This is a genomic window from Micromonospora chalcea (genome assembly GCF_002926165.1).
Lineage (GTDB): Bacteria > Actinomycetota > Actinomycetes > Mycobacteriales > Micromonosporaceae > Micromonospora > Micromonospora chalcea.
Genome location: NZ_MAGP01000013.1, coordinates 39,662 through 64,497 on the forward strand (window position 1 = coordinate 39,662; position 24,836 = coordinate 64,497).

General features: G+C 74.2%; 26 protein-coding genes. 13 read left to right on the plus strand and 13 right to left on the minus strand.

All coding sequences use genetic code 11. From position 1 onward, the window contains the following. Window positions 1–219: 219 nt before the first annotated feature. Window positions 220–1,089: a PAC2 family protein gene (locus tag BAW75_RS02635; protein ID WP_030504102.1), complete on the plus strand. Its 870-nt coding sequence runs from the start codon at window positions 220–222 to the stop codon at window positions 1,087–1,089. A gap of 115 nt (window positions 1,090–1,204) precedes the next feature. Then, entirely contained in the window at window positions 1,205–1,996 is a 792-nt protein-coding gene (locus tag BAW75_RS02640) for a GntR family transcriptional regulator (RefSeq protein ID WP_104112492.1), read from the plus strand. 431 nt (window positions 1,997–2,427) lie between these two features. On the opposite strand, the gene mshC is transcribed toward BAW75_RS02640, so the two are convergent. The 4 genes from mshC to BAW75_RS02660 form a co-directional block, all read right to left on the minus strand. Further along, window positions 2,428–3,666, minus strand: coding sequence for a cysteine--1-D-myo-inosityl 2-amino-2-deoxy-alpha-D-glucopyranoside ligase (gene mshC / locus BAW75_RS02645; protein ID WP_043324419.1), 1,239 nt, complete (start codon window positions 3,664–3,666; stop codon window positions 2,428–2,430). A 67-nt stretch (window positions 3,667–3,733) separates the two neighbouring features. Then, a complete protein-coding gene (locus BAW75_RS02650; RefSeq protein WP_104112493.1) occupies window positions 3,734–4,552 on the minus strand; it encodes an SCO1664 family protein in 819 nt (272 codons plus the stop codon). After that, window positions 4,549–5,130, minus strand: coding sequence for a DUF3090 domain-containing protein (locus BAW75_RS02655; protein ID WP_104112494.1), 582 nt, complete (start codon window positions 5,128–5,130; stop codon window positions 4,549–4,551). The genes BAW75_RS02650 and BAW75_RS02655 overlap by 4 nt, the downstream gene beginning before the upstream one ends. Window positions 5,131–5,216: 86 nt before the next feature. Continuing rightward, on the minus strand, window positions 5,217–5,930 hold the full coding sequence (locus BAW75_RS02660) for a histidine phosphatase family protein (RefSeq protein ID WP_104112495.1): 714 nt from the start codon (window positions 5,928–5,930) through the stop codon (window positions 5,217–5,219). Between the two features lie 829 nt (window positions 5,931–6,759). On the opposite strand from BAW75_RS02660, the gene BAW75_RS02665 reads away from it, so the two are divergent. Next, window positions 6,760–7,353 carry a hypothetical protein gene (locus tag BAW75_RS02665; protein WP_104112496.1) on the plus strand — a complete coding sequence of 198 codons (594 nt, stop codon included), beginning with the start codon at window positions 6,760–6,762 and terminating at the stop codon, window positions 7,351–7,353. A gap of 56 nt (window positions 7,354–7,409) precedes the next feature. Here BAW75_RS02665 and BAW75_RS02670 read toward each other — a convergent pair whose 3' ends face one another. Together BAW75_RS02670 and BAW75_RS02675 are read right to left on the minus strand one after the other, a co-directional pair. After that, window positions 7,410–8,246: an undecaprenyl-diphosphate phosphatase gene (locus BAW75_RS02670; RefSeq protein ID WP_043324430.1), complete on the minus strand. Its 837-nt coding sequence runs from the start codon at window positions 8,244–8,246 to the stop codon at window positions 7,410–7,412. Further along, window positions 8,243–9,295, minus strand: coding sequence for an LLM class F420-dependent oxidoreductase (locus BAW75_RS02675; RefSeq protein ID WP_043324433.1), 1,053 nt, complete (start codon window positions 9,293–9,295; stop codon window positions 8,243–8,245). Before BAW75_RS02675 ends, BAW75_RS02670 begins: the two co-directional genes overlap by 4 nt. 163 nt (window positions 9,296–9,458) lie before the next feature. Here BAW75_RS02675 and BAW75_RS02680 point away from each other — a divergent pair, with 163 nt between their 5' ends. Both BAW75_RS02680 and BAW75_RS02685 read left to right on the plus strand, forming a co-directional pair. After that, window positions 9,459–10,427: an aldo/keto reductase gene (locus BAW75_RS02680; protein ID WP_104112497.1), complete on the plus strand. Its 969-nt coding sequence runs from the start codon at window positions 9,459–9,461 to the stop codon at window positions 10,425–10,427. Between the two features lie 70 nt (window positions 10,428–10,497). Then, window positions 10,498–10,689 carry a DUF5703 family protein gene (locus BAW75_RS02685; RefSeq protein WP_043324435.1) on the plus strand — a complete coding sequence of 64 codons (192 nt, stop codon included), beginning with the start codon at window positions 10,498–10,500 and terminating at the stop codon, window positions 10,687–10,689. 54 nt (window positions 10,690–10,743) lie between these two features. Here the strand turns inward: BAW75_RS02685 and BAW75_RS02690 are convergent, their stop codons facing one another. Further along, window positions 10,744–11,397, minus strand: coding sequence for a hypothetical protein (locus tag BAW75_RS02690; RefSeq protein WP_030504008.1), 654 nt, complete (start codon window positions 11,395–11,397; stop codon window positions 10,744–10,746). A 62-nt stretch (window positions 11,398–11,459) separates the two neighbouring features. Then, window positions 11,460–12,788 (minus strand): M20/M25/M40 family metallo-hydrolase, encoded by a 1,329-nt coding sequence (locus BAW75_RS02695; RefSeq protein ID WP_104112498.1) that lies wholly within the window; start codon window positions 12,786–12,788, stop codon window positions 11,460–11,462. 127 nt (window positions 12,789–12,915) lie between these two features. Here BAW75_RS02695 and BAW75_RS02700 point away from each other — a divergent pair, with 127 nt between their 5' ends. From BAW75_RS02700 to BAW75_RS02710, 3 genes are read left to right on the plus strand one after another with little or no spacing between them, the layout of a single operon-like run. Then, window positions 12,916–13,533, plus strand: coding sequence for a hemerythrin domain-containing protein (locus tag BAW75_RS02700; protein ID WP_104112499.1), 618 nt, complete (start codon window positions 12,916–12,918; stop codon window positions 13,531–13,533). A gap of 47 nt (window positions 13,534–13,580) precedes the next feature. After that, entirely contained in the window at window positions 13,581–14,567 is a 987-nt protein-coding gene (locus tag BAW75_RS02705; RefSeq protein WP_104112500.1) for a LysR family transcriptional regulator, read from the plus strand. Window positions 14,568–14,587: 20 nt separating this feature from the next. Then, complete coding sequence (locus BAW75_RS02710) at window positions 14,588–14,824, plus strand: hypothetical protein (protein ID WP_043324442.1); 237 nt, start codon at window positions 14,588–14,590, stop codon at window positions 14,822–14,824. 47 nt (window positions 14,825–14,871) lie between these two features. On the opposite strand, the gene BAW75_RS02715 is transcribed toward BAW75_RS02710, so the two are convergent. From BAW75_RS02715 to BAW75_RS02720, 3 genes are all read right to left on the minus strand, one after another. Further along, a complete protein-coding gene (locus BAW75_RS02715; protein WP_043324444.1) occupies window positions 14,872–15,222 on the minus strand; it encodes a DUF3140 domain-containing protein in 351 nt (116 codons plus the stop codon). Then, complete coding sequence (locus BAW75_RS32210; protein ID WP_166456064.1) at window positions 15,222–15,392, minus strand: hypothetical protein; 171 nt, start codon at window positions 15,390–15,392, stop codon at window positions 15,222–15,224. Before BAW75_RS32210 ends, BAW75_RS02715 begins: the two co-directional genes overlap by 1 nt. 62 nt (window positions 15,393–15,454) lie before the next feature. Continuing rightward, window positions 15,455–18,004, minus strand: a complete 2,550-nt coding sequence (locus BAW75_RS02720) for an ATP-dependent Clp protease ATP-binding subunit (RefSeq protein WP_104112539.1) — start codon at window positions 18,002–18,004, stop codon at window positions 15,455–15,457. 112 nt (window positions 18,005–18,116) lie between these two features. Between BAW75_RS02720 and BAW75_RS02725 the strand changes: the two genes are divergently transcribed. The 5 genes from BAW75_RS02725 (at window position 18,117) to BAW75_RS02745 (ending at window position 23,150) form a co-directional block, all read left to right on the plus strand. Continuing rightward, on the plus strand, window positions 18,117–18,494 hold the full coding sequence (locus BAW75_RS02725; RefSeq protein WP_104112501.1) for a hypothetical protein: 378 nt from the start codon (window positions 18,117–18,119) through the stop codon (window positions 18,492–18,494). Window positions 18,495–18,668: 174 nt separating this feature from the next. Then, window positions 18,669–18,929 (plus strand): hypothetical protein, encoded by a 261-nt coding sequence (locus BAW75_RS02730; protein ID WP_030504016.1) that lies wholly within the window; start codon window positions 18,669–18,671, stop codon window positions 18,927–18,929. A gap of 9 nt (window positions 18,930–18,938) precedes the next feature. Then, window positions 18,939–19,817, plus strand: a complete 879-nt coding sequence (locus BAW75_RS02735) for a hypothetical protein (protein WP_104112502.1) — start codon at window positions 18,939–18,941, stop codon at window positions 19,815–19,817. Further along, window positions 19,810–22,482 carry an FtsK/SpoIIIE domain-containing protein gene (locus BAW75_RS02740; protein WP_104112503.1) on the plus strand — a complete coding sequence of 891 codons (2,673 nt, stop codon included), beginning with the start codon at window positions 19,810–19,812 and terminating at the stop codon, window positions 22,480–22,482. Before BAW75_RS02735 ends, BAW75_RS02740 begins: the two co-directional genes overlap by 8 nt. Then, window positions 22,479–23,150, plus strand: a complete 672-nt coding sequence (locus tag BAW75_RS02745; RefSeq protein ID WP_104112504.1) for an intermediate filament family protein — start codon at window positions 22,479–22,481, stop codon at window positions 23,148–23,150. Before BAW75_RS02740 ends, BAW75_RS02745 begins: the two co-directional genes overlap by 4 nt. An 83-nt stretch (window positions 23,151–23,233) precedes the next feature. Here BAW75_RS02745 and BAW75_RS02750 read toward each other — a convergent pair whose 3' ends face one another. Both BAW75_RS02750 and BAW75_RS02755 read right to left on the minus strand, forming a co-directional pair. Next, entirely contained in the window at window positions 23,234–24,508 is a 1,275-nt protein-coding gene (locus tag BAW75_RS02750; RefSeq protein ID WP_104112505.1) for a cupin domain-containing protein, read from the minus strand. 3 nt (window positions 24,509–24,511) lie between these two features. Then, window positions 24,512–24,814 (minus strand): hypothetical protein, encoded by a 303-nt coding sequence (locus BAW75_RS02755; protein ID WP_026268594.1) that lies wholly within the window; start codon window positions 24,812–24,814, stop codon window positions 24,512–24,514. Window positions 24,815–24,836 lie beyond the last annotated feature (22 nt).

Consider the following 24,836-nt stretch of genomic DNA (forward strand, 5'->3'; position numbering starts at 1 on the left):
AGTACGCCAGACTCACCCGAACCGGGCCTTCCCACATACTGCCCGGCCGACCGGCGTACGCCTTTGCGCCGGTTCGCCCGGGTGGTCACCCTCGGCGACCGGCGCGGCCGACGGGCCGGCCCCGTCGGCGGCACGTAGGCTGGCGGACGTGAAGGACAACAGGGGTGCGACAGTGCGACGGAGCGACGCCGCGCCCGACGAGCAGGGTGAGGTGACGGCGTGACCGAGTTCGACGGGCTGCCGGTACTGCGCTCGCCGGTCGCCATCGCGGCCTTCGAGGGCTGGAACGACGCCGCCGACGCCTCCACCGCCGCCGTGGAACACCTGGAGCAGGTCTGGCAGGCCCGGCAGGTGACCGAGCTGGACCCGGAGGACTTCTACGACTTCCAGGTCAGCCGTCCGACGATCACCATGGCCGACGGGGAGACCCGGCGCGTCGAGTGGCCCACCACGCGGTTCATGGTGGCCAGCCCGGAGGGCACCGAGCGGGACGTGGTGCTGATCCGGGGCATCGAGCCGAGCATGCGCTGGCGGACGTTCTGCGAGCAGGTGCTGGAGATCTGCCACAGCCTGGAGGTCGAGCGGGTGGTGCTGCTCGGCGCGCTGCTGGCCGACGTGCCGTACACCCGGCCGCTGCCGATCAGCGGCAGCGCGTCGGACGCCGACGCCGCCAAGCGCTACCAGCTCACCCCCACCCGGTACGACGGGCCGACCGGCATCGTCGGCGTGCTGCACGACGCCTGCACCCGCGCCGAGGTCGACGCGGTGTCGTTCTGGGTGCACGTGCCGCACTACGCCAACAACCCGCCCTGCCCGAAGGCCACGCTGGCGCTGCTGCACCGGGTCGAGGAGGTGCTCGACCTGCCGGTGCCGATGGCCGACCTGGCCGAGGAGGCCGCCGAGTGGGAGCAGCGGGTGCGCAGCGCCGCCGAGCAGGACGCGGAACTCGGCGAGTACGTGCGTGAGCTGGAGGAACGGGTCGGCGACGCCGGCATCACCCCGTTGACCGGGGACGAGATCGCCCAGGAGTTCGAGAAGTACCTGCGTCGCCGCGGCGGTTCCGCCGGGCCGACAGCGGGTTCCTGGTAGCCGTTTTCCGTCGAAGCCGGGTCCCCCTGCCGGGGCCCGGCTTCTGCGTGTCCGGGGTGGCGCGGTCACACCCTCTAGGGCATCCTAGGAACCTAGCTGTTCTGAGGAGGCCCGGATGCAGATCAACCCCGGCGCGGCCGAGTTCCCGCACCGGCAGATCGCCGCGCAGCTCAAGGCCCAGGTGCGCCGCGGCGACTGGGGTCCCGGCGAGCGGCTGCCGTCCATCCCGGCCATCGCCGAGATGTTCGGCGTGGCGAAGCAGACCGTGCAGCGCGCCGTCGACCAGCTGCGGGTCGAGGGCATCCTGATCACCAAACCCGGCTCCGGTACGTACGTCCGGGGCACCCGGCGCCGCCTCAACCGCCTGTCCCGGGGCCGGTACGGCGGCTTCCGCGGCTACCACACCGACCTGGCCGCCCGGTACCGCCAGCAACTCGTCTCGGTCGGCCGCTCCCCCGCCCCGGCCGAGGTGGCCGACGCGTTCGGCGTCGCCGACGGCACCGAACTGCGCCGGCGCCGGCACCTGGTACGCACCGACGACTCCCCGGTCGAGGTCGGGGCGTCCTGGTTCCTGCCCGCCGACACCGCCGGCACGTCACTGGAGCGGGCCGAGGCGTTCGGCCGGCCGCTCTACCAGGAGGCCGAGGAGGTCACCGGCCGGCGGTACGTCACCGCCACCGACACGATCAGCGCACGCCAGCCCAGCCGGGAGGAGGCGGAGATCCTCCAGATCCGACCCGACACGCCGGTGCTGCACCTGCTGCACGTGGCGTACGACGAGCGACGCAAGCCGATCGAGGTCGCGCAGGCGACCTGGCCCGGCCCGATGACCACGCTCACCGAGGAGTACAGGATCCCCGCCCCGGCTCCCGACCAGGACCCCGACCCCGGCCTGGTCCTGGGCTGACCGCTTTGCCCCCGCCCCGGCGATCTTGCACTTTCCGCCCCGGCAGACGGCGCATTTCCGACGCTCCAGGGGCCGCGAGTGCAAGATCGCCGAGGCGTGCCGGCCGGGCCGGCGCACACATGCTCCCGGAACGGCCACGCCCGGGCGGAGCCCCCGAGTCGCGTCGTGCCGGGTGGAACACCGTGGGTGTCAAACCGCCCTCGAGACACCCGTCACGTTCCACCCGCCCGCTGAGCGACGCGATCTTGCGGTTTCGGACCCCGCAAACTGGGGCGAAACGGCGATAACGTGGGCCGCAAGTGCAAGATCGGCGAGGCGAGGCGAGGCGAGGCGGGAGCGAGGCGAGGCGGGAGCGACGCGAGGACGAGGCGCGGCGCGGGGGCGGGGACGGGTGAGCGAGGGACGGGTGCGCGGGCGGCCGGGCGGAACGGCTACAGGGCGATGCCCAGGAGCGCGTCGACCGTGTCGGTGAACAGCACCGGGGCCTCCGGGTCGTCCGTGACGCCGTTCAACGCTCCGTCGGCCCAACGGTCAGCCGCCGCCAGAGCGCCCGGCGTGTCCAGATCGTCGGCCAGGCGCTCGCGTACCTCGGCCAGCAACGCCGCCCCCGACGGCCCGGCCGGCGCGGCGGCGGCCCGCCGCCAGCGGCCCAGCCGCTCCCGCGCCTCGGTGAGCAGATCCTCGGTCCAGGAGCGGTCGCTGCGGTAGTGACCGCTCATCAGCGCCAGCCGCACGGCCATCGGGTCGACCTTGTCGGCCCGCAGCCGGGACACGAAGACCAGGTTGCCCTGGGACTTCGACATCTTCTCGCCGTCCAGGCCGATCATGCCGGCGTGTACGTAGTGGTCGGCGAACGGCGCCTCGCCGGTGAGCCGCTCGGCGTGCGCGGCGGAGCACTCGTGGTGCGGGAAGATCAGGTCGTTGCCGCCGCCCTGCACGTCGATCCGGTCGCCGAGCAGGTTCAACGCGATGACCGTGCACTCGATGTGCCAGCCGGGACGGCCCGCGCCCAGTTCGCCGCCGGGCCAGGACGGCTCGCCCTCGCGGGCGCCGCGCCACAGCAGCGGGTCGAGCGGGTCGCGCTTGCCGGCGCGCTCCGGGTCGCCGCCGCGCTCGGCGAACAGTTCCAGCATCTCCTCGCGGGACAGGTTCGACTCGTAGCCGAAGCGCGGGGCGGCGGAGATGTCGAAGTAGACGTCGCCGGTACCGTCGTCGAGCCGGTACGCCGCGCCGTCCTTGAGCAGCACCAGCACCTTCTCGGCAATCTCCGGGATCGACTCGACAGCGCCGACGTAGTGCGCCGGCGGGATCATCCGCAGCGCCTCCATGTCCTCGCGGAACAGCGCGGTCTCCCGCATGGCCAGGACCTTCCAGTCCTCGCCGTCGCGCTCGGCGCGTTCCAGCAGCGGGTCGTCGATGTCGGTGACGTTCTGCACGTACCGCACGTCCAGGCCGGCGTCGCGCCACATCCGCTGCACCAGATCGAACGCGATCATGGTGGCGGCGTGCCCCAGGTGCGTGGCGTCGTACGGGGTGATGCCGCAGACGTACATCGAGGCCGCGCCCTCGGGCCGGCTGGGATGGGCGCCCTGCCGCGCCGAGTCGTACAACCGCAGCGGCACGCCCTCGCCGGGCAGCCGCGGCACCTCGTGTCCCGCCCAAGACTCCATGACCGCCAGCCTAACGATCCGTCAGACGCTCGGGTGCCGCCCTACGGGTGATCAACGCGACAGCGGCTCACATCGGCGGCCAGGGCATCGCCGGCCACTCCTCGGGAGGCAGCGGGAACCGGCCGGTCCCGCGCAGCCGCCGTACCCGGGTCGCCAGCGCTGCCGTCTCGCCGATCGTCAGGTGCTCGGCCAGTTCGTCGCCGAGCGGGCCGCGGAGCTGACCGGCCAGCCCGTCGAGCATCTCCACCGCGTCCGGCGGCAGCTCGCGGCCGGCCCAGCCCCACAGCACCGTACGCAGCTTCTCCTCGACGTGGAAGCTCACGCCGTGGTCGACGCCGTAGATCCGGTCGTCCGGGCCGACGAGCACGTGACCGCCCTTGCGGTCGGCGTTGTTGATCACCGCGTCGAGCACGGCGAGCCGGGCCAGACGCGGGTCGTCGGCGTGCGCCAGCGCGTACGCGGCGCCGTCGTCGTCGCGGGCCGCGGCCACCGGGAACCAGCGCGGCGGGATCTCCCGCGCCGGCACGAACCCGACCAGCGGCTCGGCGTCGTCCGGCTCGTCGATCCAGAGCTGGCAGGAGCCGGGGCCGAACGGGCCGTCCCGCAGCACCGTGGGGGGCACCAGGTCCCAGCCGGTGGCCCGGGACACCAGGTAGGCGGCCACCTCGCGGCCGGCGAGCGTACCGTCCGGGAAGTCCCACAGCGGGCGCTCACCGCGTACCGGCTTGTAGACACAGTGGGCGGTGACGTCGCCGAGCGCGACGACGGCGCGCAGCGTGGCGTTGGAGGCGTCGACAAGCCGCCCCTCCAGGGTCAGCTCACCGTCGGCGAGCAGCCGCAGCGCCTCGGCGCCGTCCTGTCGGGGCTGCAGTTCCGACGACGTCACCGGTGATAGCCGTTGTTCCGGGGGCAGAGGTGACCGGCCGGGTCCAGCGGCTGCCCGCACAACGGGCAGGGGGGACGGCCGGCGTTGACGACGCGCTTGGCCCGCTCGATGAACTCGCGGGTCGCCTCCGGGGTCAGCCGGACCCGGAGCCGGTCGAGGTGGTCGTCCGGCTCGTCCGGTTCCTCGTCGGCGTCGTCGTCCGCGTCGCCCAGCTCGACCTCGACCTCCGCCTCGCCCACAGCGATCGCCTCGATCACCACTGTCGCGGTGTCCACGTCGAAGGCCAGGCCCAGCGTGCCGACGCGGAACTCCTCGTCCACCGGGGTGTCGAGCGGCTCGTTGTCGCCGCCCGTCGGCGGCGCGGCCTCCGGCAGCTGCACGCCGAAGCGGCGCTGCTCCTCGGCGAGCAGCTCTTCGAGCTTCTCGGCGAGCAACGACACCTGGACCTTCTCCAGCGACACGCTGACCAGCCGGCCGCCGCCGCGCGCCTGGAGGAAGAACGTGCGCTCCCCCGGCGGGCCGACCGTACCGGCGACGAACCGCTCCGGCGGCTCGAAGGCGTGCACCTGGTGCGTCATACCCACGACCCTATCCGGCGCGTGGAAGTGCCGCGCAGCCCACCGACGCCGAATCCGCCCAGAGCGAACGCGCCGCGCCGGGCCGGCTATCCGGCCGCGCCCGCGCCCCCGCCGACCGCCGCGTCCGACTCGGCCGGCCGCGCCGCGCGCCGGCGCCGCTTGCGCGGCGGCGGGACCAGCGCCGACAGGTCGCCGCCGGTGTCGTTGAGCCGGACCAGGAACGGCCGCAGCGGCGTGTAGCGGATCGCGGTCACCGACGCCGGGTCGGCCACGATCCGCTGAAAAAGATCAAGGTGTACGCCGAGCGCGTCCGCCACGATCGCCTTGATCACATCACCGTGGCTGCACGCGAGCCAGACCGCCTCCGGTCCGTGCTCGGCGGTGACCCGCGCGTCCCACGCCCGTACCGCCGCCACCGCGCGCGCGGACATCGCCGCCATCGACTCCCCGTGCGGGAACGCGGCGGCGCTCGGGTGCTGCTGCACCACCGGCCAGAGCGGCTCCTTCGCCAGCTTCTTCAGCGACTGCCCCTCCCAGTCGCCGTACCCGCACTCGATCAGCCCGTCGTCCACCACGGGCTCGGCGTCCGGCAGCGCCAGTTCGAGGGTCTGCCGGCAGCGGATCAGCGGGCTGGTCACCACCGCCGCGAGCGGCAGTCCGGCGAGCCGCCCGCCCACCGCCGTCGCCTGCGCCCGGCCGGTGTCGTCCAGCTCGACCGGTTGCCGCCCGGCCAGGCCGCCGTCGGCGTTCGCGGTGGTCCGGCCGTGTCGCAGAAGCAGAAGGGTCGCCACGCAGACCACCCTAGGCGGTACGCCCCGACCGTGATCGTCCCGCCACGACGCCGACCTTTCCCGCCCTCACACCCCGTCCGCGTCGATCGTGATCGCCCGTCGCATTGCGCAGCTCGTTCGTCTCGCGCGGCACTCCGCCAGAGATCTTGGAAGATTTGGGCCCCTATGAGAGCCATTTCCTTCCAAGATCTCCTGAGGAAGCGGCGCACGCCGGAGATCTTGGTACGTTCCCGCCCTTGTAGGGGCCGTTCCGTACCAAGATCTCCGGCCAGCCCTGCCGTCGGCGACCCGACCTCCCAGTTGATCATGAGGTTGACGGCGACAAAACGGACACGAGGTGCCGCCAACTTCATGATCGACGCGGCAGGGAAGCCCGGGCGTTGGCGGACGCGACGTGGGCGCGACGTAAGCGGGCGCTACGTGAGCGGGGCGGAGATGGGCGTGCGCAGGTGGAGCGGTCGGCGGAGTGGGCCGGATGCGTCGGAACGAGAGAGCGGGGCGTGTCGGGGAGGGCGTGTCCGTTTGCGTCGGGTGTCTGATTTCGGGGTGGTCGGGGGACACCCGCACGGCGGAATCGCCTGCGGGGCCGGGGCGTTATACCTGGTGAACGACCGCAGCAGCGCCCCCGCAGCCCGAGAAGGCGGGCGGCAGCGTCCGGGAATGATCCCGGGCCGGCGGTCGTTGGACATGTCTCCGGCGCGACCAGCGAGCCCCGCACGCCACCCCCGGCGTCCGCGGTCCGTGTGAGCAGACGCCGGATCCCCCCAGACTTTTTGAGCGCCTGACGGTGCCCACGCACTCGCCCCCGGGTGCGTCGACCCCCGAATGGAGCCCCCTCATGAACACGATCCTGCGTAAGAGCATCCTCGGTATCGCCGGTCTGACCGTCGCCGGTGGCCTCGCCGCCGGCCCCCTCAACCACGACACCAGCACCCCCACCACCCGCACGGCCGCCGCGGTCACCACCTCCCAGGCCGCCGCGAAGCTGGACAGCGCCGCGCTGATCCCGCACGGCGTGCAGGGCACCCAGTCCCGCATCGACCTCGACGACGAGCAGACCGCCAACGTCAAGGCCATCATCGCCGCCACGAAGAAGGCCGGCATGGACGAACGCGCCGCCGTCGTGTCCATCGCCACCGCCCTGCAGGAGTCGAAGCTGGAAAACCTCGGCCACCTCGGTGACCGCAACGACCACGACTCGCAGGGCCTGTTCCAGCAGCGCCCCTCCAGCGGCTGGGGCACGGTCGAGCAGATCACCGACCCCGAATACTCGACCATGGCGTTCCTGAAGGGTCTGAAGCAGGTCGACGGCTGGCAGGACATGCCGCTGACCGTCGCCGCCCAGACCGTCCAGGTGAGCGCGTACCCTGACCACTACGCCCAGTGGGAGCAGCAGGCCGCCGACCTGGTCGCCGAGCACTGGAACAGCTGAGACAAGCGAAAGGCCGGCACCCCGAACATCGGGTGCCGGCCTTTCGCATGACAGCGTCAGGTGGCGCTGATCGTGCCGGTGGCCAGCAGGCAGATCACCAGGCTGCCCAGCGCGACCCGGTAGAGCACGAAGACGTACAGCGTGTGGTGTGCGACGTAGCGCAGCAGCCAGGCGATGGCCGCGTACCCGACGGCGAACGCGATCAGCGTCGCCACCACCATCTGCGCCACGCTCGGCGCGGCGGTGCCGGGCGCGGACGGCTCGAAGACGTCCGGCAGGCTGAACACGCCGGAGATCACCACGGCCGGGATGGCCAGCAGGAACGAGTAGCGGGCCGCGGTCTCCCGGGTCAGGTTGAGCAGCAGGCCCGCGGTCAGCGTGCCGCCGGAGCGGGACACGCCTGGTACGAGCGCCGCGGCCTGGGCGAAGCCCATCACCACGCCGTCGCGCATCCGGAAGTTCTCCAGCGTACGGGTCTGCCGGCCCCAGTACTCGGCGAAGGCGAGCAGTACCGCGCCGATGATCAGCGTGCAGGAGATCAGCCAGAGGTTGCGGCCGGCGGTGCGGATCTGGTCCTTGAAGATCAGTCCGAAGATGCCGATCGGGATGGTGCCGACGATGACGTACCAGCCCATGCGGTAGTCGAGGCTGGAGCGCACCGAGCGGTCGAACAGGCCCAGGCACCAGGTGCGGACGATCCGCCAGATGTCCTTGGCGAAGTAGATCAGGACGGCGGCCTCGGTGCCGAGCTGGGTCACCGCGGTGAACGACGCGCCCGCGTCCCGGCCGAAGAACAGCTCCGAGGTGATCCGCAGGTGCCCGGACGAGGACACCGGAAGGAACTCGGTCAGCCCCTGGACCAGGCCCAGGACGATGGCCTCGATCCAGGTCACTCCCCGACTCCGGACAGCTCCAGCGCCTCGGCGACGGTCCGCAGGGTCTGCACCCCGCTCTCCCGGTCGGCCACGAACAGCGACACCGACAGCGTGGTCACGCCCGCGGCGGCGTACTCCCGCATGCGCTCGGCGATGCGCTCCTTCGGGCCGAGCAGCGAGGTGCGGTCGATGAACTCCATCGGTACGGCGGCGGCCGCGTCGCGCTGCCGCTTGGCCAGGTAGAGGTCCTGGACCTCGCGGGCCGCGTCGCCGTAGCCCATCCGGGTGGCGAGCTGGTTGTAGAAGTTCTGCTTGCGGCTGCCCATGCCGCCGACGTACAGCGCGGCGTACCAGCGGACCAGCTCGGCGCAGGTGGCGACGTCGTCGCCGACCACCACCGGCACGGACGGCACCACGTCGAAGCCGGCCAGTTCCTTGCCGGCGGCGGCGCGGCCAGCCCGGACCGAGGCGAGGTGCTCCTCGGCGAACTCCGGGGAGTAGAAGACGGCCAGCCAGCCGTCGGCGATCTCGCCGGCCAGCTCCAGGTTCTTCGGGCCGACGGCGGCCAGGTAGATCGGGATGTGCTCGCGCGGCGGGTGGAAGCCCAGCCGCAGCGCCTTGCCCGGGCCGTCCGGCAGCGGCAGCGTGTAGTGCTCGCCGTCGTACGCGACCTCCTTGCGGGCGACCGCCAGCTTGACGATGTCCACGTACTCCCGGGTGCGGGCCAGCGGCTTGGCGAACCGCACGCCGTGCCAGCCCTCCGAGACCTGCGGGCCGGACACGCCCAGGCCGAGCCGGAACCGGCCGCCGGAGATCGTGTCGATGGTCGCCGCGGTCATCGCGGTCATGGCGGGCGAGCGGGCCGGGATCTGCATGACCGCCGACCCGACGTCGATCCGCTCCGTCTGTCCGGCGATCCAGGACAGGATGCTCGGCGAGTCCGAGCCGTACGCCTCCGCGGCCCACACCACCGAGTAGCCGAGCCGGTCCGCCTCCTGGGCCAATGCCAGGTGGTCGAACGGCGTGCTCCACGCCGTTTGGTATCCGAGGTTGAGCCCGAGTCGCACTGATCCTCCCGCCATCCGCACCACAGGTCGCATCAGGTTACGCAATGAGCGTGGCGCCCTCGACGTCCGGCTCACCCGAACATGTCACACCGGTCTGATGTCGCGCGGGAACTTGACTGCGGCGAGGATATCCGTGACGCCGGGTTCGAAATAAGGTTCACGCATGCAACAGCGACCGCTCGGCCGAAGCGGGCTGGCGGTATCGCGGCTCGCGCTCGGCACCATGACCTGGGGACGCGACACCGACGCCGACGACGCGGCCGCCCAGCTGAAGAGTTTCCTCGACGCGGGCGGCAACCTCGTCGACACCGCGGACGTGTACGCCGACGGCGACGCCGAATCGGTGATCGGCTCGCTGCTGGGCAGCCTGGTGGACCGCGACGAGCTGCTGATCGCCACCAAGGCGGGGCTGCGGCCGGGCAGCCGCCGCCGGGACGGCTCGCGCGGGCACCTGCTGCGCACGCTCGACGCCTCGCTGCGCCGGCTGGGCACCGACCACGTCGACCTGTGGCAGGTGCACGGGTACGACCCGGACACGCCGCTGGAGGAGACGCTCTCGGCCCTCGACCATGCCGTGTCGAGCGGGAAGGCCCGCTACGTCGGCGTGTCGAACTTCTCCGGCTGGCAGACCGCCCGCGCCGCCGCCTGGCAGGCCGCCTGGCCGGGGCGCGCCCCGGTGGTCGCCGCGCAGGTGGAGTACTCGCTGCTGGAGCGCGGCGTGGAGCGGGAGGTGCTGCCCGCCTGCGCCGGGATGGGGCTGGGCGTGCTGCCCTGGTCGCCGCTGGGCCGGGGCGTGCTGACCGGCAAGTACCGCAACGGCCGCCCGGCCGACTCGCGGGCGGTGTCGCCGCACTTCGAACGGTTCGTCGCCACCTACCTGGAGCCGCGCTGCTCCAGCATCGTGGAGGCGGTCGCCATCGCGGCCGGCGGGCTCGGCGTGTCGCCGCTGGAGGTGGCGCTGGCCTGGGTGCGGGACCGGCCCGGCGTGGCCGCGCCGATCCTGGGCGCCCGGACCGTCGGGCAACTGCTCGGCGCGTTGCAGGTGGAGCGGATGACGCTGCCGGAGGAGATCGTCACGGCGCTGGACGACGTGTCGGCGGTGCCGGTGGGCTACCCGGAGCGCGACGGCTGAGCCGCGGCGGGGCGGTCCGGGTCACCGTCAGGGGGTGGCGGAGGGCCCGCGACCTGGGCAGCATAGGGGCATGGACTACGAATACGCGCCGCTGCGGTTGCCTTCGAACGTCGATCGGCTGACCGCCGCGGCGCAGCTGGCGATCCAGGCCGAATTCTCCGGTTGGGAGCTGGCCCGGGTGCGGCTCTACCGGGACGGCACGCGGCAGGTGGTGCTGCGGCGCCGCCTGGTGAACAAGCCGCAGCCGGGCCTGTCGTACTGACGGGCCCGTCCCCGGGGCCGCGCGACGCGGCGCGGCCCCGGGGACGCGCACGGCCTAGTGCGCGTGGTCGTGCTCCTCGTCGAGCTCCATGAACGGGTGCTCGTCGAGCCGGCCGACCAGCCGGTCGTCGGCGGCGGGCTGGAACGGCCCGACCGGGTCGTCGTCGTCGAACGACTCCAGGTCGACCGGGGTGCCGACCTCGCTGACCATGACCACGCCGTCGAGCGGCTCCAGCTCCGGCACGTCCAGCGCGGACAGCGAGCCGTCGCCGCTCTGCAGCAGCTCCAGCACCGCCTCGCCGACGCCCTCCACCGGGGCCGGCTCGTCGTCCTCCGGGGTGCCGTCGCGGCGGGCCGCCTCGGCGGCACGCAGCAGCGCGGCGACGCTCGGCACCCGGTAGTCGCGCCGCTGCCGCACCGAGATGACCCGCGGGTGCGGGTCGGTGGGCTCGCCGCCCTCCACGGCGCCGAAGCGCTCGTCGGCCTCGTCCGGGTCGATCGACTCCACGTCCCAGGGCGTCACCTCGCCGAACGCGTCGAGCAGCTGCTCGTCGTAGGCGAACGAGGCGTTGTTCAACGCGACGTACGCCTGCCAGACGGCGTCGTCGTCGATCCGGCCCTGAGCGGCCCGGACGGCGGCCAGGTGGGCGCGAGCGGCGTCGATCACCCGCTCGAGGGCGGCATCCAGCTCACCGTGCTGGTCGGTCATGTGTGGCAGTCCCTTCGCGATGGGGGGAGGGTTCCGTGCCGACGGCGCCGCTGTGGGCGCGGTCAGCAGGTACGCAGGAAGCGGTCCAGAACCCGCACGCCGAACTGTAGTCCGTCCAGCGGAACCCGCTCGTCGATGCCGTGGAACAGGCCGGAGAAATTGAGGTCGGCGGGCAGCCGCAGCGGCGCGAAACCGAAGCAGCGGATGCCGAGCCGGGAGAACGCCTTGGCGTCGGTGCCGCCGGAGAGCATGTACGGCACCGAGTGGGCGCCCGGGTCCTCGGCGCGCAGCGCGGCCGACATGCCCGCCACCAGGTCACCGTCGAACGTGGTCTCCAGGGCCGGCTGGCGCTGGACGTACTCGATGGCGATGTCCGGTCCGACCAGCTCGCGCAGCTGCCGTTCCAGCTCCTCGCTCTGCCCGGGCAGGCTGCGGCAGTCGATGGTGGCGGTGGCCCGGCCGGGGATGACGTTGTCCTTGTAGCCGGCGGCCAGCCGGGTCGGGTTGGCGGTGTTGCGGATGGTCGCGCCGATGATGTTGGCGATCGGGCCGAGCTTGGCGATCGCGGTCTCCGGGTCGTCCGGGTCGATCTCGATGCCGAGCACGTCGGACACCTCGGCCAGGAACGCGCGTACGGTGTCGGTCATCACCACCGGGAAGCGGTGCCGGCCGATCCGGGCGACCGCCTCGGCCAGCGCGGTGACCGCGTTGTCGTCGTGCATCATCGAGCCGTGGCCGGGCCGGCCCTTGGCGTGCAGGCGCAGCCAGTCGATGCCCTTCTCGGCGGTCTCGATCAGGTAGAGCCGGCGCTGCTCGTCCACGGAGTAGGAGAAGCCGCCGACCTCGCCGATCGCCTCGGTGCAGCCGTCGAACAGGTCGCGGTGCCGCTGGGTGAGGAAGTGCGCGCCGTAGTCGCTGCCGGCTTCCTCGTCGGCGGTGAACGCGAGCACGATGTCGCGCCGGGGCCGGACGCCGGCGCGCTGCCAGCCGCGGACCACGGCGAGGACCATGGCGTCGAAGTCCTTCATGTCGATCGCGCCGCGGCCCCACAGGTAGCCGTCGCGGATCTCGCCGGAGAACGGGTGCACCGACCACTCGTCCGGGTCGGCGGGTACGACGTCGAGGTGGCCGTGCACGAGCAGCGCGTCGCGGCCCGGCTCGGTGCCGGGGATGCGGGCGACCACGTTCGCCCGGCCGGGGGCGGATTCGTGGATCTCGGCGTCGACGCCGGCCTCGGCGAGCTTCTCCGCCTCGTGCCCGGCGGCGCGCCGCTCCCCCACGCTGGTGTCGTTGTCGCCGGTGTTCGTGGTGTCGATGCGCAGCAGGTCGCGGCAGAGGTCCACGACCTCGTCGGTGGCGTCGGGCCGGGCGGGGAGGGCGTCGCTCGTCATCGCTTCCTTATATCAGCAGGCGGGGTCGTCGCGGCCGTCGGTGCGCGCCGCGGTTTCGTGGATCTCCCGGCCGGGTACCGGCGGAGGCGCCCGGGACATCGACCCCGGCCGTCACGAGGAGGGCCCCATGACCGTCCCGCTGCCGCCGCTGCCGCCCGCCGCCGACGACGCGTACCGGCCGGGTGGGCGAAGCGTGGCCGACCTCGTGGACACCGAGCACCGGGCGCTGCTGGGGCTGGCCGACCGGGTCAGCGACGCGGCGCTGGCGGCGGCCGAGCGGCGCGACGTGCTGGACGTGCTGACCGCCGCGGTGTCCCGGCACCTGTCGGCCGAGGAGCAGTATCTGTTCCCGGCGGCCCGGGCCGCCATGCCGGACGCCGTCGAGCTGGTGGAGCGGGAGATCGAGGCCGACGCCGGGCTGCTGACCGCGCTCAAGGAGCTGTCCGGCGCGGACGACCCGGCGGTCGCCGACGTGGCCGAGCGGGTGCGCCGGCACGTCAGCCGCGTCGCCGCGCTGGTCACGCCGTTGCGGGAGGTGGCGAGCGACGCGGAGCTGATCCGGCTGGGCAACCGGTGGGAGATCGCGGAGGAGGCGGCGCCGACCCGGCCGCACCCCGGCACGCCGGCCACCCCGCCCTGGAACAAGATCGTCGAGCCGGCGGTCGGGGTGCTCGACAAGGTGCGCGACGCGGTCTCCGGACGGCGTACCCGGCTGAGTGACCTGGAACACCGCCGCCAGAGCTGAGCCGATCGCCCCTTTCGCGTATCGGTTCGTGGTCCTACCGTCACGGTATGGATCTGGAGCTGCGACACCTGCGTGTGGTCTGCGCGATCGCGGAGACGGGGAGCGTCACCAAGGCCGCCTCGGCGCTCGGCCTGGCCCAGCCGGCGTTGACCGCCCAGCTTCAGCGGATCGAACGGGCGCTGGGCGGGCCGCTGTTCGAACGGGACCGCCGCGGCGCCCGCCCGACCGCGCTGGGCGAACTGGTGCTGGACCGGGCGCGGGTGCTGCTGCCGGCGATGAAGGGCCTGCGGGACGAGGCGGCCCGGATGGCCGGCGCGGGCGACCCGCTGCGCCGCTACCGCTTCGGCGGGGTGAACAGCCCGATCATGGGCCGGCTGGTGCACCGGCTCGCCGCCGAGCGGCCGGACGCGCAGATCACCACGTACGCCTCGTGGTCGGTGGACGAGCTGGCGCAGATGGTGGCCGGCGGCCGGCTCGACTTCGCCCTCACCGGGGTGTGCGGCGACTCGACGCCGTCGGCGGGGTTCGGGCTGAGCTGGCGGGAGGTGGCGGTGGAGCCGATCTGCGTGCTGCTGCCGCAGAGCCACCCGCTGGCCGGTCGCGCCGAGATCGACCTGGTCGACCTGAGTCACGAGCGGTGGGTGGCCGCGCCGGGCGACGGCTGCTTCGGCGACTGCTTCGCCGCCGCGTGCGCCCGCGCCGGCTTCACCCCCAAGAAGGTGTACGAGGCGGACGTGCGGGCCGCCCTGGAGCTGGTGGACGCGGGCGAGGCGGTGGCGTTGTGCCAGGCCACGTTCCGGCCGGTCGCCGGGCTGGTCACGCGGCGGCTGGCCGGTTCGCCGCTGCGCTGGCGGCTGCTGCTCGGCTGGCACCCGGACGTGCCGGCGGCCGCGGTGGCCGACCCGGTGCTGGCGGCGGCGGTGGCGGCGTACACGGACGCGCTGGCCAACCATCCCGACTATCTGGGCTGGTTGCTGGCGCACCCGGAGTTCGGCGTGCAGCCCAACGGCACCGGCGGGGTGCGAATCGCCTGAACCCGGGTAACACCGGCGACATGACTGATCTGTATCCGGCCGCCGACCAGCGGGAGCTGCTGCGTCAGGCGGCCACCGCGCACACCACCGCCGCCGCCGAGGTGGAGGCGTTCCTGCGACGGCTGCCGGAAGTGCCGGACCCGGCCGACGTCACCGAGTACGCCAACCTGCTCAGCCGTGCGGAGCGGGCCCGGGACGACCTGCTGGCCGCGGCGGACGCGGCCGGGCTGCGGCTGCCCAGCCTGGAGTCGGAGTAGACGCCGGCGCCCGGGTGGGTGACCCGCCCGGGCGCCGGCGTACCGGCTCATCGTTCGATCAGGACGTCGTGGCCGAGGTCGAGCAGGGCGTGCCGCCACTCGTCGTCGGCGTTGCCCCGGCGTGGCCGCTGCGCGGTCAGCTCCCGGATCCGGGTGATCGCCTCGCGCATCACCTCGATGTCCTCCGGCGTGAGGTCCACCTTGCGCTTGCGCAGCACGGCGAGGATCTGCCGGCCGGGTTCGGGCAGGTCGAGGTCCGGGCCGGGGCCGAACGCCTCCTCCCCCGAGCCGCGGGTCAGCAGCCACTGCCGCAGCGTCTCGGAGGACACGTTCACCTCGGCGTGGAAGTCGTCCCAGATCACCTCGACCTCGGGGTCGAGTCGCGCCTCGCGTGCCATCACGCCTCCTCTGCCGGCGGCGGCCCGGATGCCGGCTCGCCCTCGTTCGGTGTGTGCTGCTTCAGGCCCTCCGGCGGCACCCGCACTCGGGACGGGTTCGCCGTCGGGGCCGCCTCGATCGGCTCACCGGCCCCGATGTCGCCGTCGGGGACCTCCTCGGGTTCGGTCATGTCCGCCCTTTCGATCCGTCGGTGACGAGGCGGTCCGGCCCGTGGGAACGGACCGTCGCCGGTCATCGGGGATGAGACGTGGTGGCTGCCGCGTGCCCGCGTTCACCGGCGGTGACGTCGAATACCAGCTGGTCGTCGCGGGCGTCGACGGTGACCTTCTGCCCCGGGGATATCTCGTTCTCCAGCAGCATCCGGGACAGCCGGTTGTCGACCTCGCGCTGGATCACCCGGCGCAGCGGGCGGGCGCCGAACTCCGGCTGGTAGCCGTGCTCGGCGAGCCAGTCCACGCCGGCGGTCCTGAAGTCGACCTGGATGTCCTGGGCGTGCATGCGGCGGCGGGTCTCCTCCAGCAGCAGCCCGGTGATCTGGCGCAGCTGCTCGGCCTCCAGCCGCTGGAAGATGATCACCTCGTCGATGCGGTTGAGGAACTCCGGGCGGAAGTTCTCCTGGAGCCGGCGCATCAGCCGTTCCCGCAGCTCGTCGCTCTCCTGCTGGCCGGGCGCGCCGCTGGCGAAGCCGACGGTGCGCTGGGCGCCGGTGATCAGCTCCGAGCCGAGGTTGCTCGTCATGATCAGCACGGTGTTCTTGAAGTTCACCGTCCGGCCCTGGCTGTCGGTGAGCCGGCCGTCGTCGAGCACCTGGAGCAGGATGTTGAACACGTCCGGGTGTGCCTTCTCGATCTCGTCCAGCAGCACCACCGCGTACGGGCGGCGGCGGACCGCCTCGGTGAGCTGGCCGGCCTCCTCGTAGCCGACGTACCCGGGCGGCGCGCCGACCAGCCGGCTGACCGTGTGCCGCTCCTGGAACTCGCTCATGTCCACCCGGACCATCCGGTCCGCCTCGCCGAACAGCGCCTCGGCCAGCGCGCGGGCCAGCTCGGTCTTGCCGACGCCGGTCGGGCCGAGGAACAGGAAGCTGCCCATCGGCCGGTTCGGGTCGGCCAGCCCGGTACGGGAGCGGCGCACCGCCTCGGAGACGGCGCTGACCGCGTCGTCCTGGCCGATGATCTTCTCGTGCAGGTGCCCCTCCAGGCGCAGCAGCCGGTCGCGTTCCTCCTCGGTGAGCTGGGTGACCGGGATGCCGGTGGCCCGGGAGACCACCTCGGCGATCTCCGTCGGCCCCACCTCGGGCACGTGGTTGGGTCCCTCGTCGCCGCGGGCGCGGCGCACCTGGTCCTCCAGCTCGGCGACCCGGTCGCGCAGCGCGGAGGCCCGCTCGTACTGCTCGTCGGAGACCGCCTGTTCCTTGTCCCGGCGCGTGTCCTCGAGCTGCTGCTCCAGCTCGCGCACGTCCTCGGCGGGAGTGCGCGTCCGCAGCCGCACCCGCGCGCCGGCCTGGTCGATCAGGTCGATCGCCTTGTCCGGCAGGAACCGGTCGGTGACGTACCGGTCGGACAGCTCACCGGCGGCGATCAGCGCCTCGTCGGTGAACCGGACCTGGTGGTGCGCCTCGTACCGGTCGCGCAGCCCGCGCAGGATCGCCACGGTGTCCTCCACGCTCGGCTCGGGCACCAGCACCGGCTGGAACCGGCGGGCCAGCGCGGCGTCCTTCTCGATGCTGCGCCGGTACTCGTCGAGCGTGGTCGCGCCGATGACCCGCAGCTCGCCGCGGGCCAGGGCCGGCTTGAGCATGTTCGACGCGTCCATCCCGCCCTCGCTGCCGGCGCCGCCCGCGCCGACCAGGGTGTGGATCTCGTCCAGGAAGATGATCAGCTCGTCGCGGTGGGCGCGGATCTCGTCGATCACCTTCTTCAGGCGTTCCTCGAAGTCGCCCCGGTAGCGGGTGCCGGCGACCAGGCCGGACAGGTCGAGCTGGATCACCCGCTTGCCGATCAGCGTCTGCGGCACGTCGCCGTCGCAGATCCGTTCCGCCAGCCCTTCCACGATCGCGGTCTTGCCGACGCCGGCCTCGCCGATCAGCACCGGGTTGTTCTTGGTCCGCCGGGACAGGATCTCCACCGCCTGCTCGATCTCGTCGGCGCGGCCGATCACCGGGTCGATCTGGTCCATCCGGGCCAGCTCGGTGAGGTCCTGCCCGTACTGGTCGAGGGTGGGGGTGCCGCGGTCCGGGCGCGGCGTGCCGGCCGCGCCCCGCTCGGCGCTGGCCGCCTGCAACGACTCCGGCTGGATCCGGCCGGCGGCGAGCATCCGGCCGGCCGGCGACTCGGGGTTCAGCGGCAGCGCCATCAGGATGTGCTCGGGACCGATGTAGTTGGCGCCCATCGCGCGGGAGAGCTGGTGCGCGTCCAGCAGCGCCCGCTTCGCGGCCGGGGTCAGCGACAGGTTCGGCGGCACCTCGCCCCGGGGCGCGCCCTCACCCCGCCCGCCGAGCGCGTTGACGAGCGTGTCCGGGTCGGCGCCGGCCCGGCGTACCAGGTCGCGCAGCGGCTCGCGCTGCAACGCCGCCCAGAGCAGGTGGTCGGTGTCCAGGTCGTTGCTGTGCTTCTGGGCGGCCCGGCGGGCCGCGTCGGCGAGCATCTCCCGGGCGTCGGCGGTCATCAGTCGGGTGATGTCGACCCGGTGCGCCGGTCGGCGTCCCCCCTCGCCCCGGCCGAAGTATCGGGCCAGGAACTCGTCCCAGGGGTCGTTGCCGAAGTCACCCGGTCCCATCATCATCGTCCTCCGCAGTCGGTCGGCACGACCGGTACCCGGCACGCGCGGCACGGTCGGCGGTGGCTACCCGGCGGTCGGCGCGACAAACGCGACCGGATGGCAGGCTGAGGGCATGGAGAGCAGACCGCTGCTGGTCGTGGACGGCGCGAACGTGGTGGGCTCGCGCCAGGACGGCTGGTGGCGGGACCGGGCCGGCGCGGCCGCCCGCCTGCGCGACGCGCTGGCGTCCGTCGGGGAGGCGGGCCTGCCGCCGGAGCTACCCCCGCCGGTGCAGGTGGTGCTGGTGGTGGAGGGCGCGGCCCGGCACGTCACCTCGGCGCCCGGCGTCGAGGTGGTGTCCGCGCCCGCCTCCGGCGACGACACGGTGGTGGAGCTGGTGGCCGCCGCGCCGCAGCGGCGGCGGGTGGTGGTCACCGCCGACCGGGAGCTGCGCGAGCGGGTGACCGCGCTCGGCGCGGAGGTACGCGGCCCGCGCTGGCTCGGCCGCTAGATCATCCGGTTCCGTCAACGGGACCGGCGGGCTCGCCGACGGGACCGGCGGCGAGGTCTTCGCGCACGTCAGGGGCACAACCGGACACGCGGGCGACAACCGCCTGAGGGTGGATGCTCGCCCACTCGTTCCGATGGGTTGTAATGGAGATCTCTTTTGCCCCCAGGAGGTTCCGTGGCGAGCGTCGCCGAGCTGAAGGCCGCCATCGATGTCGCGCTCCAGCAGATCGGTGACGGCCAGACAGCGGTGCAGGCAGCGGGCGAGAAGCTGGCCGAGGCACAGCAGACCCTGGCCGGCGCGCTGGAGGGCAGCGGCCACGAGACGGTCGAGGCGGCCCAGGCCTCGCTGACACAGGCCAGCCAGGAGCTGGAGGAGTGTCTCGCCGCGACACTCGTCGCGGTCGAGCAGGCGCAACTCTACGTCGCGACGCTCTGAGGCCGGGCCGTGTCCATCGTCGAGGACATCGGCGCCCAGGTCCGCGCCGCCGCCGAGGACCTGCCCCTCGCCCAGCTCGCCGCCGCGCTGGAGAAGCTCGGCCAGGCGCAGGAGCGGCTGCGCTGGGTACGCCAGGAGTCGGCCGACCCGATGGGGGTGCCGGAGCTGTCCTCGGCCACCGAGCACGCCGAAACCGCCGGCTACGCGATGCGCGTGGCGCAGGAGCAGCTCACCGCGTACCTGGCCGCGATCGGGCTGGCCCCCGACGGCGCGCCGCCGGCCCCGCCGGGCGAGCGGCCACCCAAGCACGACACGCCGCGCGGCGAGGCGCCGCCCGCGCCGGGCGCCGCGCCCGAGCCGGGCGAGCAACCCGCGGTACGGCGCTGGTGGGCGGTACGGGTGGCGGAGCTGACCGGCGGCCGGGAGGGATCGCCCGACGAACCGGACGAGCGCGTCGGGGACTCCCGGGAGCTGCTGCGCCGGGTGGTCGCCGGGGTCCGCTCCGGTGACCGGGACCGCCTGCACCGCGACCTGCGCGGCGCGCACGCCGACGTGGGGCTGGGGCTGGCCGCGATCGCCCCGCCGCTGCTGCGCGAGCTGGCCGGTGAGCTGCTCGGCCACCCGCCCCGCGCGGACGACCTGCCCCGGCTGCGCGGCGCGCTGGAGTCCCGGGTCCGTGACCTGCTGCCCGGCCTGCCGCGGCCGGTGCTGGACACGCTGCTGACCCGGGTGTGCCGGATGCCCCCGCCGCGCCGCGACGACGACGCGGAGCAGCCGCACGCGGCCGACCCGGCGGTCACCGCCGGCGTGCTCACCGGGGTGCTGCTCGACCGGCTCGGCCGGGACCTGCCGAAGGACACCGACGAACGGGAGACGTCCCGTGGCTGACGTCCGCACGCAACTGGTGACGCGGGTCCGGGGGATGCTCTCCGAGGCGCTGGGCGCCACCCGTACCCGGCTCGCCGCCGCCGAGGCGGAACTGACCGCGAGCCGGGAGCGGCTGGCGCGTACCCGCAAAGCCGCCGCCGCAGTGCCCGCCCGGGTGGGCGCGGCCCGCGACCGGCGCCTGGCCGAGATCGACGCCCGGCACACCGCCCGCCTCGCGGAGCTGGCCCGCCGGGCCGCCGCCGCGGCGCAGCGGGAGGCGCCGGGCGCGGCGTCCGCGCCCTGGGACCGCTGGCAGGCCACGCCCGCCGGCCGGTCCGAGCCGCCCGGCGCGCTGCGGGTGGGCACGGTACGCCTGGACGGCGCCGAGCCGGTGCCGGCGCTGGTCCCGCTGCTCGACGCCGGGCACGCGCACCTGGCCGGCGGCGACCGGGACGGCCTCGCGGCGGTGGTGCCCGCGCTGCTGCTGCGCTCGGTCGGCCGCGCGGACCCGGGCGCGGTGCGGCTGTACGGCTACGACCCGGAGCACCTGGGCGGCGGGCTGGCCGGATTCGCCCCGCTCGGCACCGCCGGGCTGCTCACGTTCGTCGGACCGGGTGGCCTGGGCCGGCTGCTGGACGACCTGGTGGAGCAGATCCGCCGGATCAACGCCACGGTGCTGGCCGGTGAGTACGCCTCGCTGCGCGACCTGGCCGCCGCGACCGGACGCCGCCCGGAGCCGTGGCGGGTGGCGGTGCTGCTCGGCGGTGACGAGCTGTCCCGGCACGAGCGCGGCCAGCTCGACCGGGTGGTACGCACCGGCGCCGCGTGCGGCGTGCACCTGGTGGTCCGCGGCATCGAGCTACCAGGCGACCCGACCGTCACCCGGATCGTGGTCGAGCCGGACGACGCCCGGGTGGCCGGGCTGCCGGTGCGGCTCGACGCGCCGCCGCCACCCGCGCTGGTCACCGAGACCTGCCGCGCGGTTGCCTCCCGGGTCGCCGCCGGCCCTCCCCCGACGCCGTTCACCGACCTGCTCCCGCCGCCGGACGAGTACTGGCGGGAGGACTCGTCGCACGGGCTCAGCGCGCCGGTCGGCGAGGGCCCGCACGGGCGGCAGGTGCTGCTCACGCTCGGCGACTACCCGCCGCACGCGCTGATCGGCGGCCCGTCCGGCACCGGCAAGACCAATCTGATCTTCGCCTGGATCGGCGCGCTCGCCGCCCGCTACTCCCCCGCCGAGCTGGAGTTCTATCTGCTGGACTTCAAGGAGGGCGTGTCCTTCGCCCGGTTCGCGCAGGGCCGGCGCGACCCGAGCTGGCTGCCGCACATGCGGCTGGTCGGCATCAACGTCAACACCGACCGGGAGTTCGGCCTGGCGCTGCTGCGCTTCCTCGCCGAGGAGCTGCGCCGCCGCGCCGACGCGGCGAAGAAGCACGAGGTCACCAAGCTCGCCGAGCTGCGCGCGGTGGACCCGGACGGGCACTGGCCACGCATCGTGGCCGTGGTGGACGAGTTCCAGGCGCTGCTCGCCGGCCGGGACGTGGTCGCCCGGGAGGCCGCCGACCTGCTGGAGGACCTGGCCCGGCGGGGCCGGTCGCAGGGCATCCACCTGGTGCTCGCCTCGCAGGACGTACGCGGCATCGAGGCGCTGTGGGGGCGGCCCGCGCTGGTCGCCCAGTTCACGCTGCGGATCGCGCTGCCGAAGGCGCTGCGCATCCTGGCCGAGCGCAACGACGCGGCGCAGTCGCTGCCCCGCCACCACGCGGTCATCAACGCCGAGTCGGGCCTGGCCGAGGGGAACGAGGTGGCCCGCATCCCGTCGGCCAGCGACTGGGAGACGTGGAGCGAGCTTCAGCACCGGCTGTGGCGGATGCGCCCGCAGGACGCCGCGCCGGCCCGGCTGTTCGACGGCGACGCGATCCCGACGCTGGCCGACGCGCCGGACTTCCGCGCGCTGACCGCGCCGGAGCAGGGCGTCCCGCGCAACCCGGTGGCGCTGCTCGGCGAGATCATCGACGTGCAGGCCCGCTCGGCGGCGCTGCGGCTGCCCCGCGCCCCGGGCCGCAACCTGGCGGTGCTGGGCACCCGGGTGGACGAGGCGTGCGCGGTGCTCGACGCCGCCGCCCGCTCGCTGGCCCGGCAGTACCCGCCCGGCGCGGCCCGCTTCTCCATCGCCTGCCTGGACCCGGACGCCGACCCGGCCGCCCGCGCGCTCTACGAGGACCTGGCCGGGGACGCCTCCTGGTACGACGAGGAGACGGTGCCGGAGCTGATGGCCGAGGCAGGTGACGGGCTGGGCGCGCCGGGCGCGTCGCGTACCCCGCACTTCCTGCTGCTGTACGCGGTGGACGCGGCCGCGGCGGCGCTGGCCGGCAAGGCCGGTACGCGCACCGGGCTGGAGCAGCTGCGCCGGATCCTGCACGACGGGCCGGAACGGCGTACGCACGTGCTGGCGTGGTGGCGGGGCGTGGCCCGGATGCGGGCCGACCTGGGCGGCGCGGGCGCGCGCACGGATCAGATCGGCGCCTGGGTGGCCCTCGACGTGCAGGGCGGTGAGCTGGGCTCCTCGCTGTATCCGGGCAGCGGCGGGCCGGACTGGTATCCCCGGCCGTGGCGCGGTCTCTACTTCGACCGGGCGGTGCACCGCACCGGACAGGTGATCATCCCTTATGGTCCGTCCCGATGAACGAACCGGTTACCAGTGAGACGTACAGCGCGCAGATCCGCCGGCTCGCCGAGCTGACCGCCCGGGTGGCCGCCCAGCGGGCCGAGGCGCACACCTGGTACGACCAGCAGGTGGCCGCCGCGGACCGGGCGGTCACCGAGGCCGCCGAGCAGGTGCGGCAGGCCGAGACGGAGGTGGCCGAGGCGTCCCGGATGGTGGAGCGGGTCGACGGCGAGGTCACTCACCTGTGGACGCAGTTGCGGGCCCGGCTCGGTGTGGGCGCCCGGCGGCTGGGTGACCCGCCCGGCCCGGTACGCGGGGCCGCCGGTGACCCGGTGCCGCTGCTGCGCGCGGTCCGGGACCTGCTGGAGCGCACCGGCGCCCCGGGTGAGCTGCCCGGCTCGGTGAATCCGCTGCTGATCGCCTGCGGCATCGGCGGGGCGCTGGTGGCGTACGCGCTGGGGGTGGCGGCGCGAGCGCTGGCGGCCGGCGCCAGCGGTGACCTGGCGGTGGGTCTGCCGGTGCTGGCGCTGGTGGTGACGCTGCTCGGCCCGGTGATCGGGCTGGCACCCGCACGGCTGCTGGCCGACCGCCGCCACGCGGTGCTGACCCCACGCCCGATGATCCTGGTGGCCGTCTCCGGCCTGGCGACGACCCTGCTCCTGCTGACGGTGACCTACACCCGCTGACCGCCGCCCCTCACCCGCCGCCGATCATGAGGTTGGCGGCGCGACACGCCGTCGCGCCGCCGGTCAACCTCATGATCATCGGGTCAGGCGGGAACCAGGACTGCCTCCTTGAGCAGCCGGCGGGCCAGCACCAGGCGGTCGGCGTCGTCGTCGAGGCCGGGCAGGTCGCCGACCCTCGTCACCTCGCCGGTGAGCAGCGCGCGCAGCGCCGCCTCGCAGGTGCCGGGCAGGGTGAGCGTGCGGTCGGGCACGCGCAGCGTGACCCGTCCGTCGGCGGCCGGGGTGAGCTGCCAGCGCAGGCCGCCGCGCACCGCGACCTCGCTGTCCGCGTTCAGCCGGGCCAGCGCCTCGGCTTGGGCCAGCGGCCGGATCGGCGCCGGGCGGGCGGCCGGCCAGACCCGGGCACGCAGCCGGCCGGCGACCGCCGCCGGGTCGGCCCGCAGCAGCCAGTCGCGCAGCGCCTCGACGGTCTCGGTCAGCTCCGGCTCGATCGCGTCCGGGTCGGCCAGGTCCAGCCCGAACGGCAGGCTCGCGCGCAGCCGCGCGTCCTCGGCGGCCAGCGCGAGCAGTTCCTCGACCACCGCGTACCGGGTCAGCGCCCGGATGCCCACGGTCAGGTGCAGCGAGCTGGACTCCTGCGCCTGGGCGCTGTGCAGCCAGCCGCGCGGCAGGTAGAGCGCGTCGCCCGGAGAGAGCACCACGTCCAGCTCGGGGCGTCCTTCGGCGGTCGCGGAGACCTCGTCGGCCCGGCCGCCCCACGGCTGGCGCTCCAGCGGGTCGGCCAGCACCGGCGGGTGGATGCGCCAGTGCTTGCGCCCGTCGACCTGGAGCACGAACACGTCGTGGGTGTCGTAGTGGGTGGCGAAGCCCTGGCTGCCGGCCGGGGTCAGGTAGGCGTTGACCTGCAACGGCTGGGCCAGCGCGGCGCCCAGGTCGCGGGCGAAGTCGACGATCGCCGGCCAGGTGCGGTGCAGGCCCTGCAACACCAGCGTCGCGCCGTCGGCGTAGAGCGCCAGCACCTTCTCGTCGAGGACCTGGTCCCCGATCTCGGCGCCCGCGCCACCGCCGCCGGTGTACCGCGCCGCCGGCACGAGCCGGCCGTCCTTGGCGACCCGCAGGAACGGAGTACGCAGGCCGCGGCGGCTGAGCAGCTCGTCGGCGTCGGCGGGGCTGAGCAGGTCGGTGAAGCCGTCCGGGCTGGGCAGCTCCGCGGCGCGGGACAGCAGCGGGCTGCGCCCCCAGTGGTCGGCGGCGAACTTGGCCGGCTCCACCGCTACGCACCGGGCAAGCGCCTCGGCGGCGGAAAGCGGAACCGCCGGGCGGCCGTGGCCACCCGGCGGGTCGACGTGCGTGCTCATGTGTCAGGCGCTGCCGTCGGCGCCGCCGTCGTGCTGACCCGGCGTCGCGCCGCCGTCGGCCGGGCCCTCCGCGCTGCCGTCGGCGCCACCGTCGTGCTGACCCGGAGTCGCACCGCCGTCGGCGGGACCCTCGGCGCCGCCGTCCGCGCCACCGTCGTGCTGACCCGGAGTCGCACCGCCGTCGGCCGGGCCCTCCGCGCCGCCGTCCGCGCCACCGTCGTGCTGCCCCGGGGTGGCACCGCCGTCAGCGGGGCCCTCCAGGCCGCTGCCGCCGCTGCTCTGGATGTCGTCGTCGTTCAATGCCATGGGTGCTCCCTCGGTGTGCCGC

What these genes read in the sequence shown, in the direction of transcription:
- BAW75_RS32210 (WP_166456064.1), bottom strand. Translation starts at nt 15,392, where the DNA reads ATGACCGAACCCGAGGAGGTCCCCGACGGCGACATCGGGGCCGGTGAG.
- BAW75_RS02755 (WP_026268594.1), bottom strand. Translation starts at nt 24,814, where the DNA reads ATGGCATTGAACGACGACGACATCCAGAGCAGCGGCGGCAGCGGCCTG.
- BAW75_RS02720 (WP_104112539.1), bottom strand. Translation starts at nt 18,004, where the DNA reads ATGATGGGACCGGGTGACTTCGGCAACGACCCCTGGGACGAGTTCCTG.
- BAW75_RS02685 (WP_043324435.1), top strand. Translation starts at nt 10,498, where the DNA reads ATGGACTACGAATACGCGCCGCTGCGGTTGCCTTCGAACGTCGATCGG.
- BAW75_RS02710 (WP_043324442.1), top strand. Translation starts at nt 14,588, where the DNA reads ATGACTGATCTGTATCCGGCCGCCGACCAGCGGGAGCTGCTGCGTCAG.
- BAW75_RS02695 (WP_104112498.1), bottom strand. Translation starts at nt 12,788, where the DNA reads ATGACGAGCGACGCCCTCCCCGCCCGGCCCGACGCCACCGACGAGGTC.
- BAW75_RS02655 (WP_104112494.1), bottom strand. Translation starts at nt 5,130, where the DNA reads ATGACGCACCAGGTGCACGCCTTCGAGCCGCCGGAGCGGTTCGTCGCC.
- BAW75_RS02745 (WP_104112504.1), top strand. Translation starts at nt 22,479, where the DNA reads ATGAACGAACCGGTTACCAGTGAGACGTACAGCGCGCAGATCCGCCGG.
- BAW75_RS02640 (WP_104112492.1), top strand. Translation starts at nt 1,205, where the DNA reads ATGCAGATCAACCCCGGCGCGGCCGAGTTCCCGCACCGGCAGATCGCC.
- BAW75_RS02750 (WP_104112505.1), bottom strand. Translation starts at nt 24,508, where the DNA reads ATGAGCACGCACGTCGACCCGCCGGGTGGCCACGGCCGCCCGGCGGTT.
- BAW75_RS02705 (WP_104112500.1), top strand. Translation starts at nt 13,581, where the DNA reads ATGGATCTGGAGCTGCGACACCTGCGTGTGGTCTGCGCGATCGCGGAG.
- mshC (WP_043324419.1), bottom strand. Translation starts at nt 3,666, where the DNA reads ATGGAGTCTTGGGCGGGACACGAGGTGCCGCGGCTGCCCGGCGAGGGC.
- BAW75_RS02725 (WP_104112501.1), top strand. Translation starts at nt 18,117, where the DNA reads ATGGAGAGCAGACCGCTGCTGGTCGTGGACGGCGCGAACGTGGTGGGC.
- BAW75_RS02715 (WP_043324444.1), bottom strand. Translation starts at nt 15,222, where the DNA reads ATGGCACGCGAGGCGCGACTCGACCCCGAGGTCGAGGTGATCTGGGAC.
- BAW75_RS02665 (WP_104112496.1), top strand. Translation starts at nt 6,760, where the DNA reads ATGAACACGATCCTGCGTAAGAGCATCCTCGGTATCGCCGGTCTGACC.
- BAW75_RS02680 (WP_104112497.1), top strand. Translation starts at nt 9,459, where the DNA reads ATGCAACAGCGACCGCTCGGCCGAAGCGGGCTGGCGGTATCGCGGCTC.
- BAW75_RS02690 (WP_030504008.1), bottom strand. Translation starts at nt 11,397, where the DNA reads ATGACCGACCAGCACGGTGAGCTGGATGCCGCCCTCGAGCGGGTGATC.
- BAW75_RS02700 (WP_104112499.1), top strand. Translation starts at nt 12,916, where the DNA reads ATGACCGTCCCGCTGCCGCCGCTGCCGCCCGCCGCCGACGACGCGTAC.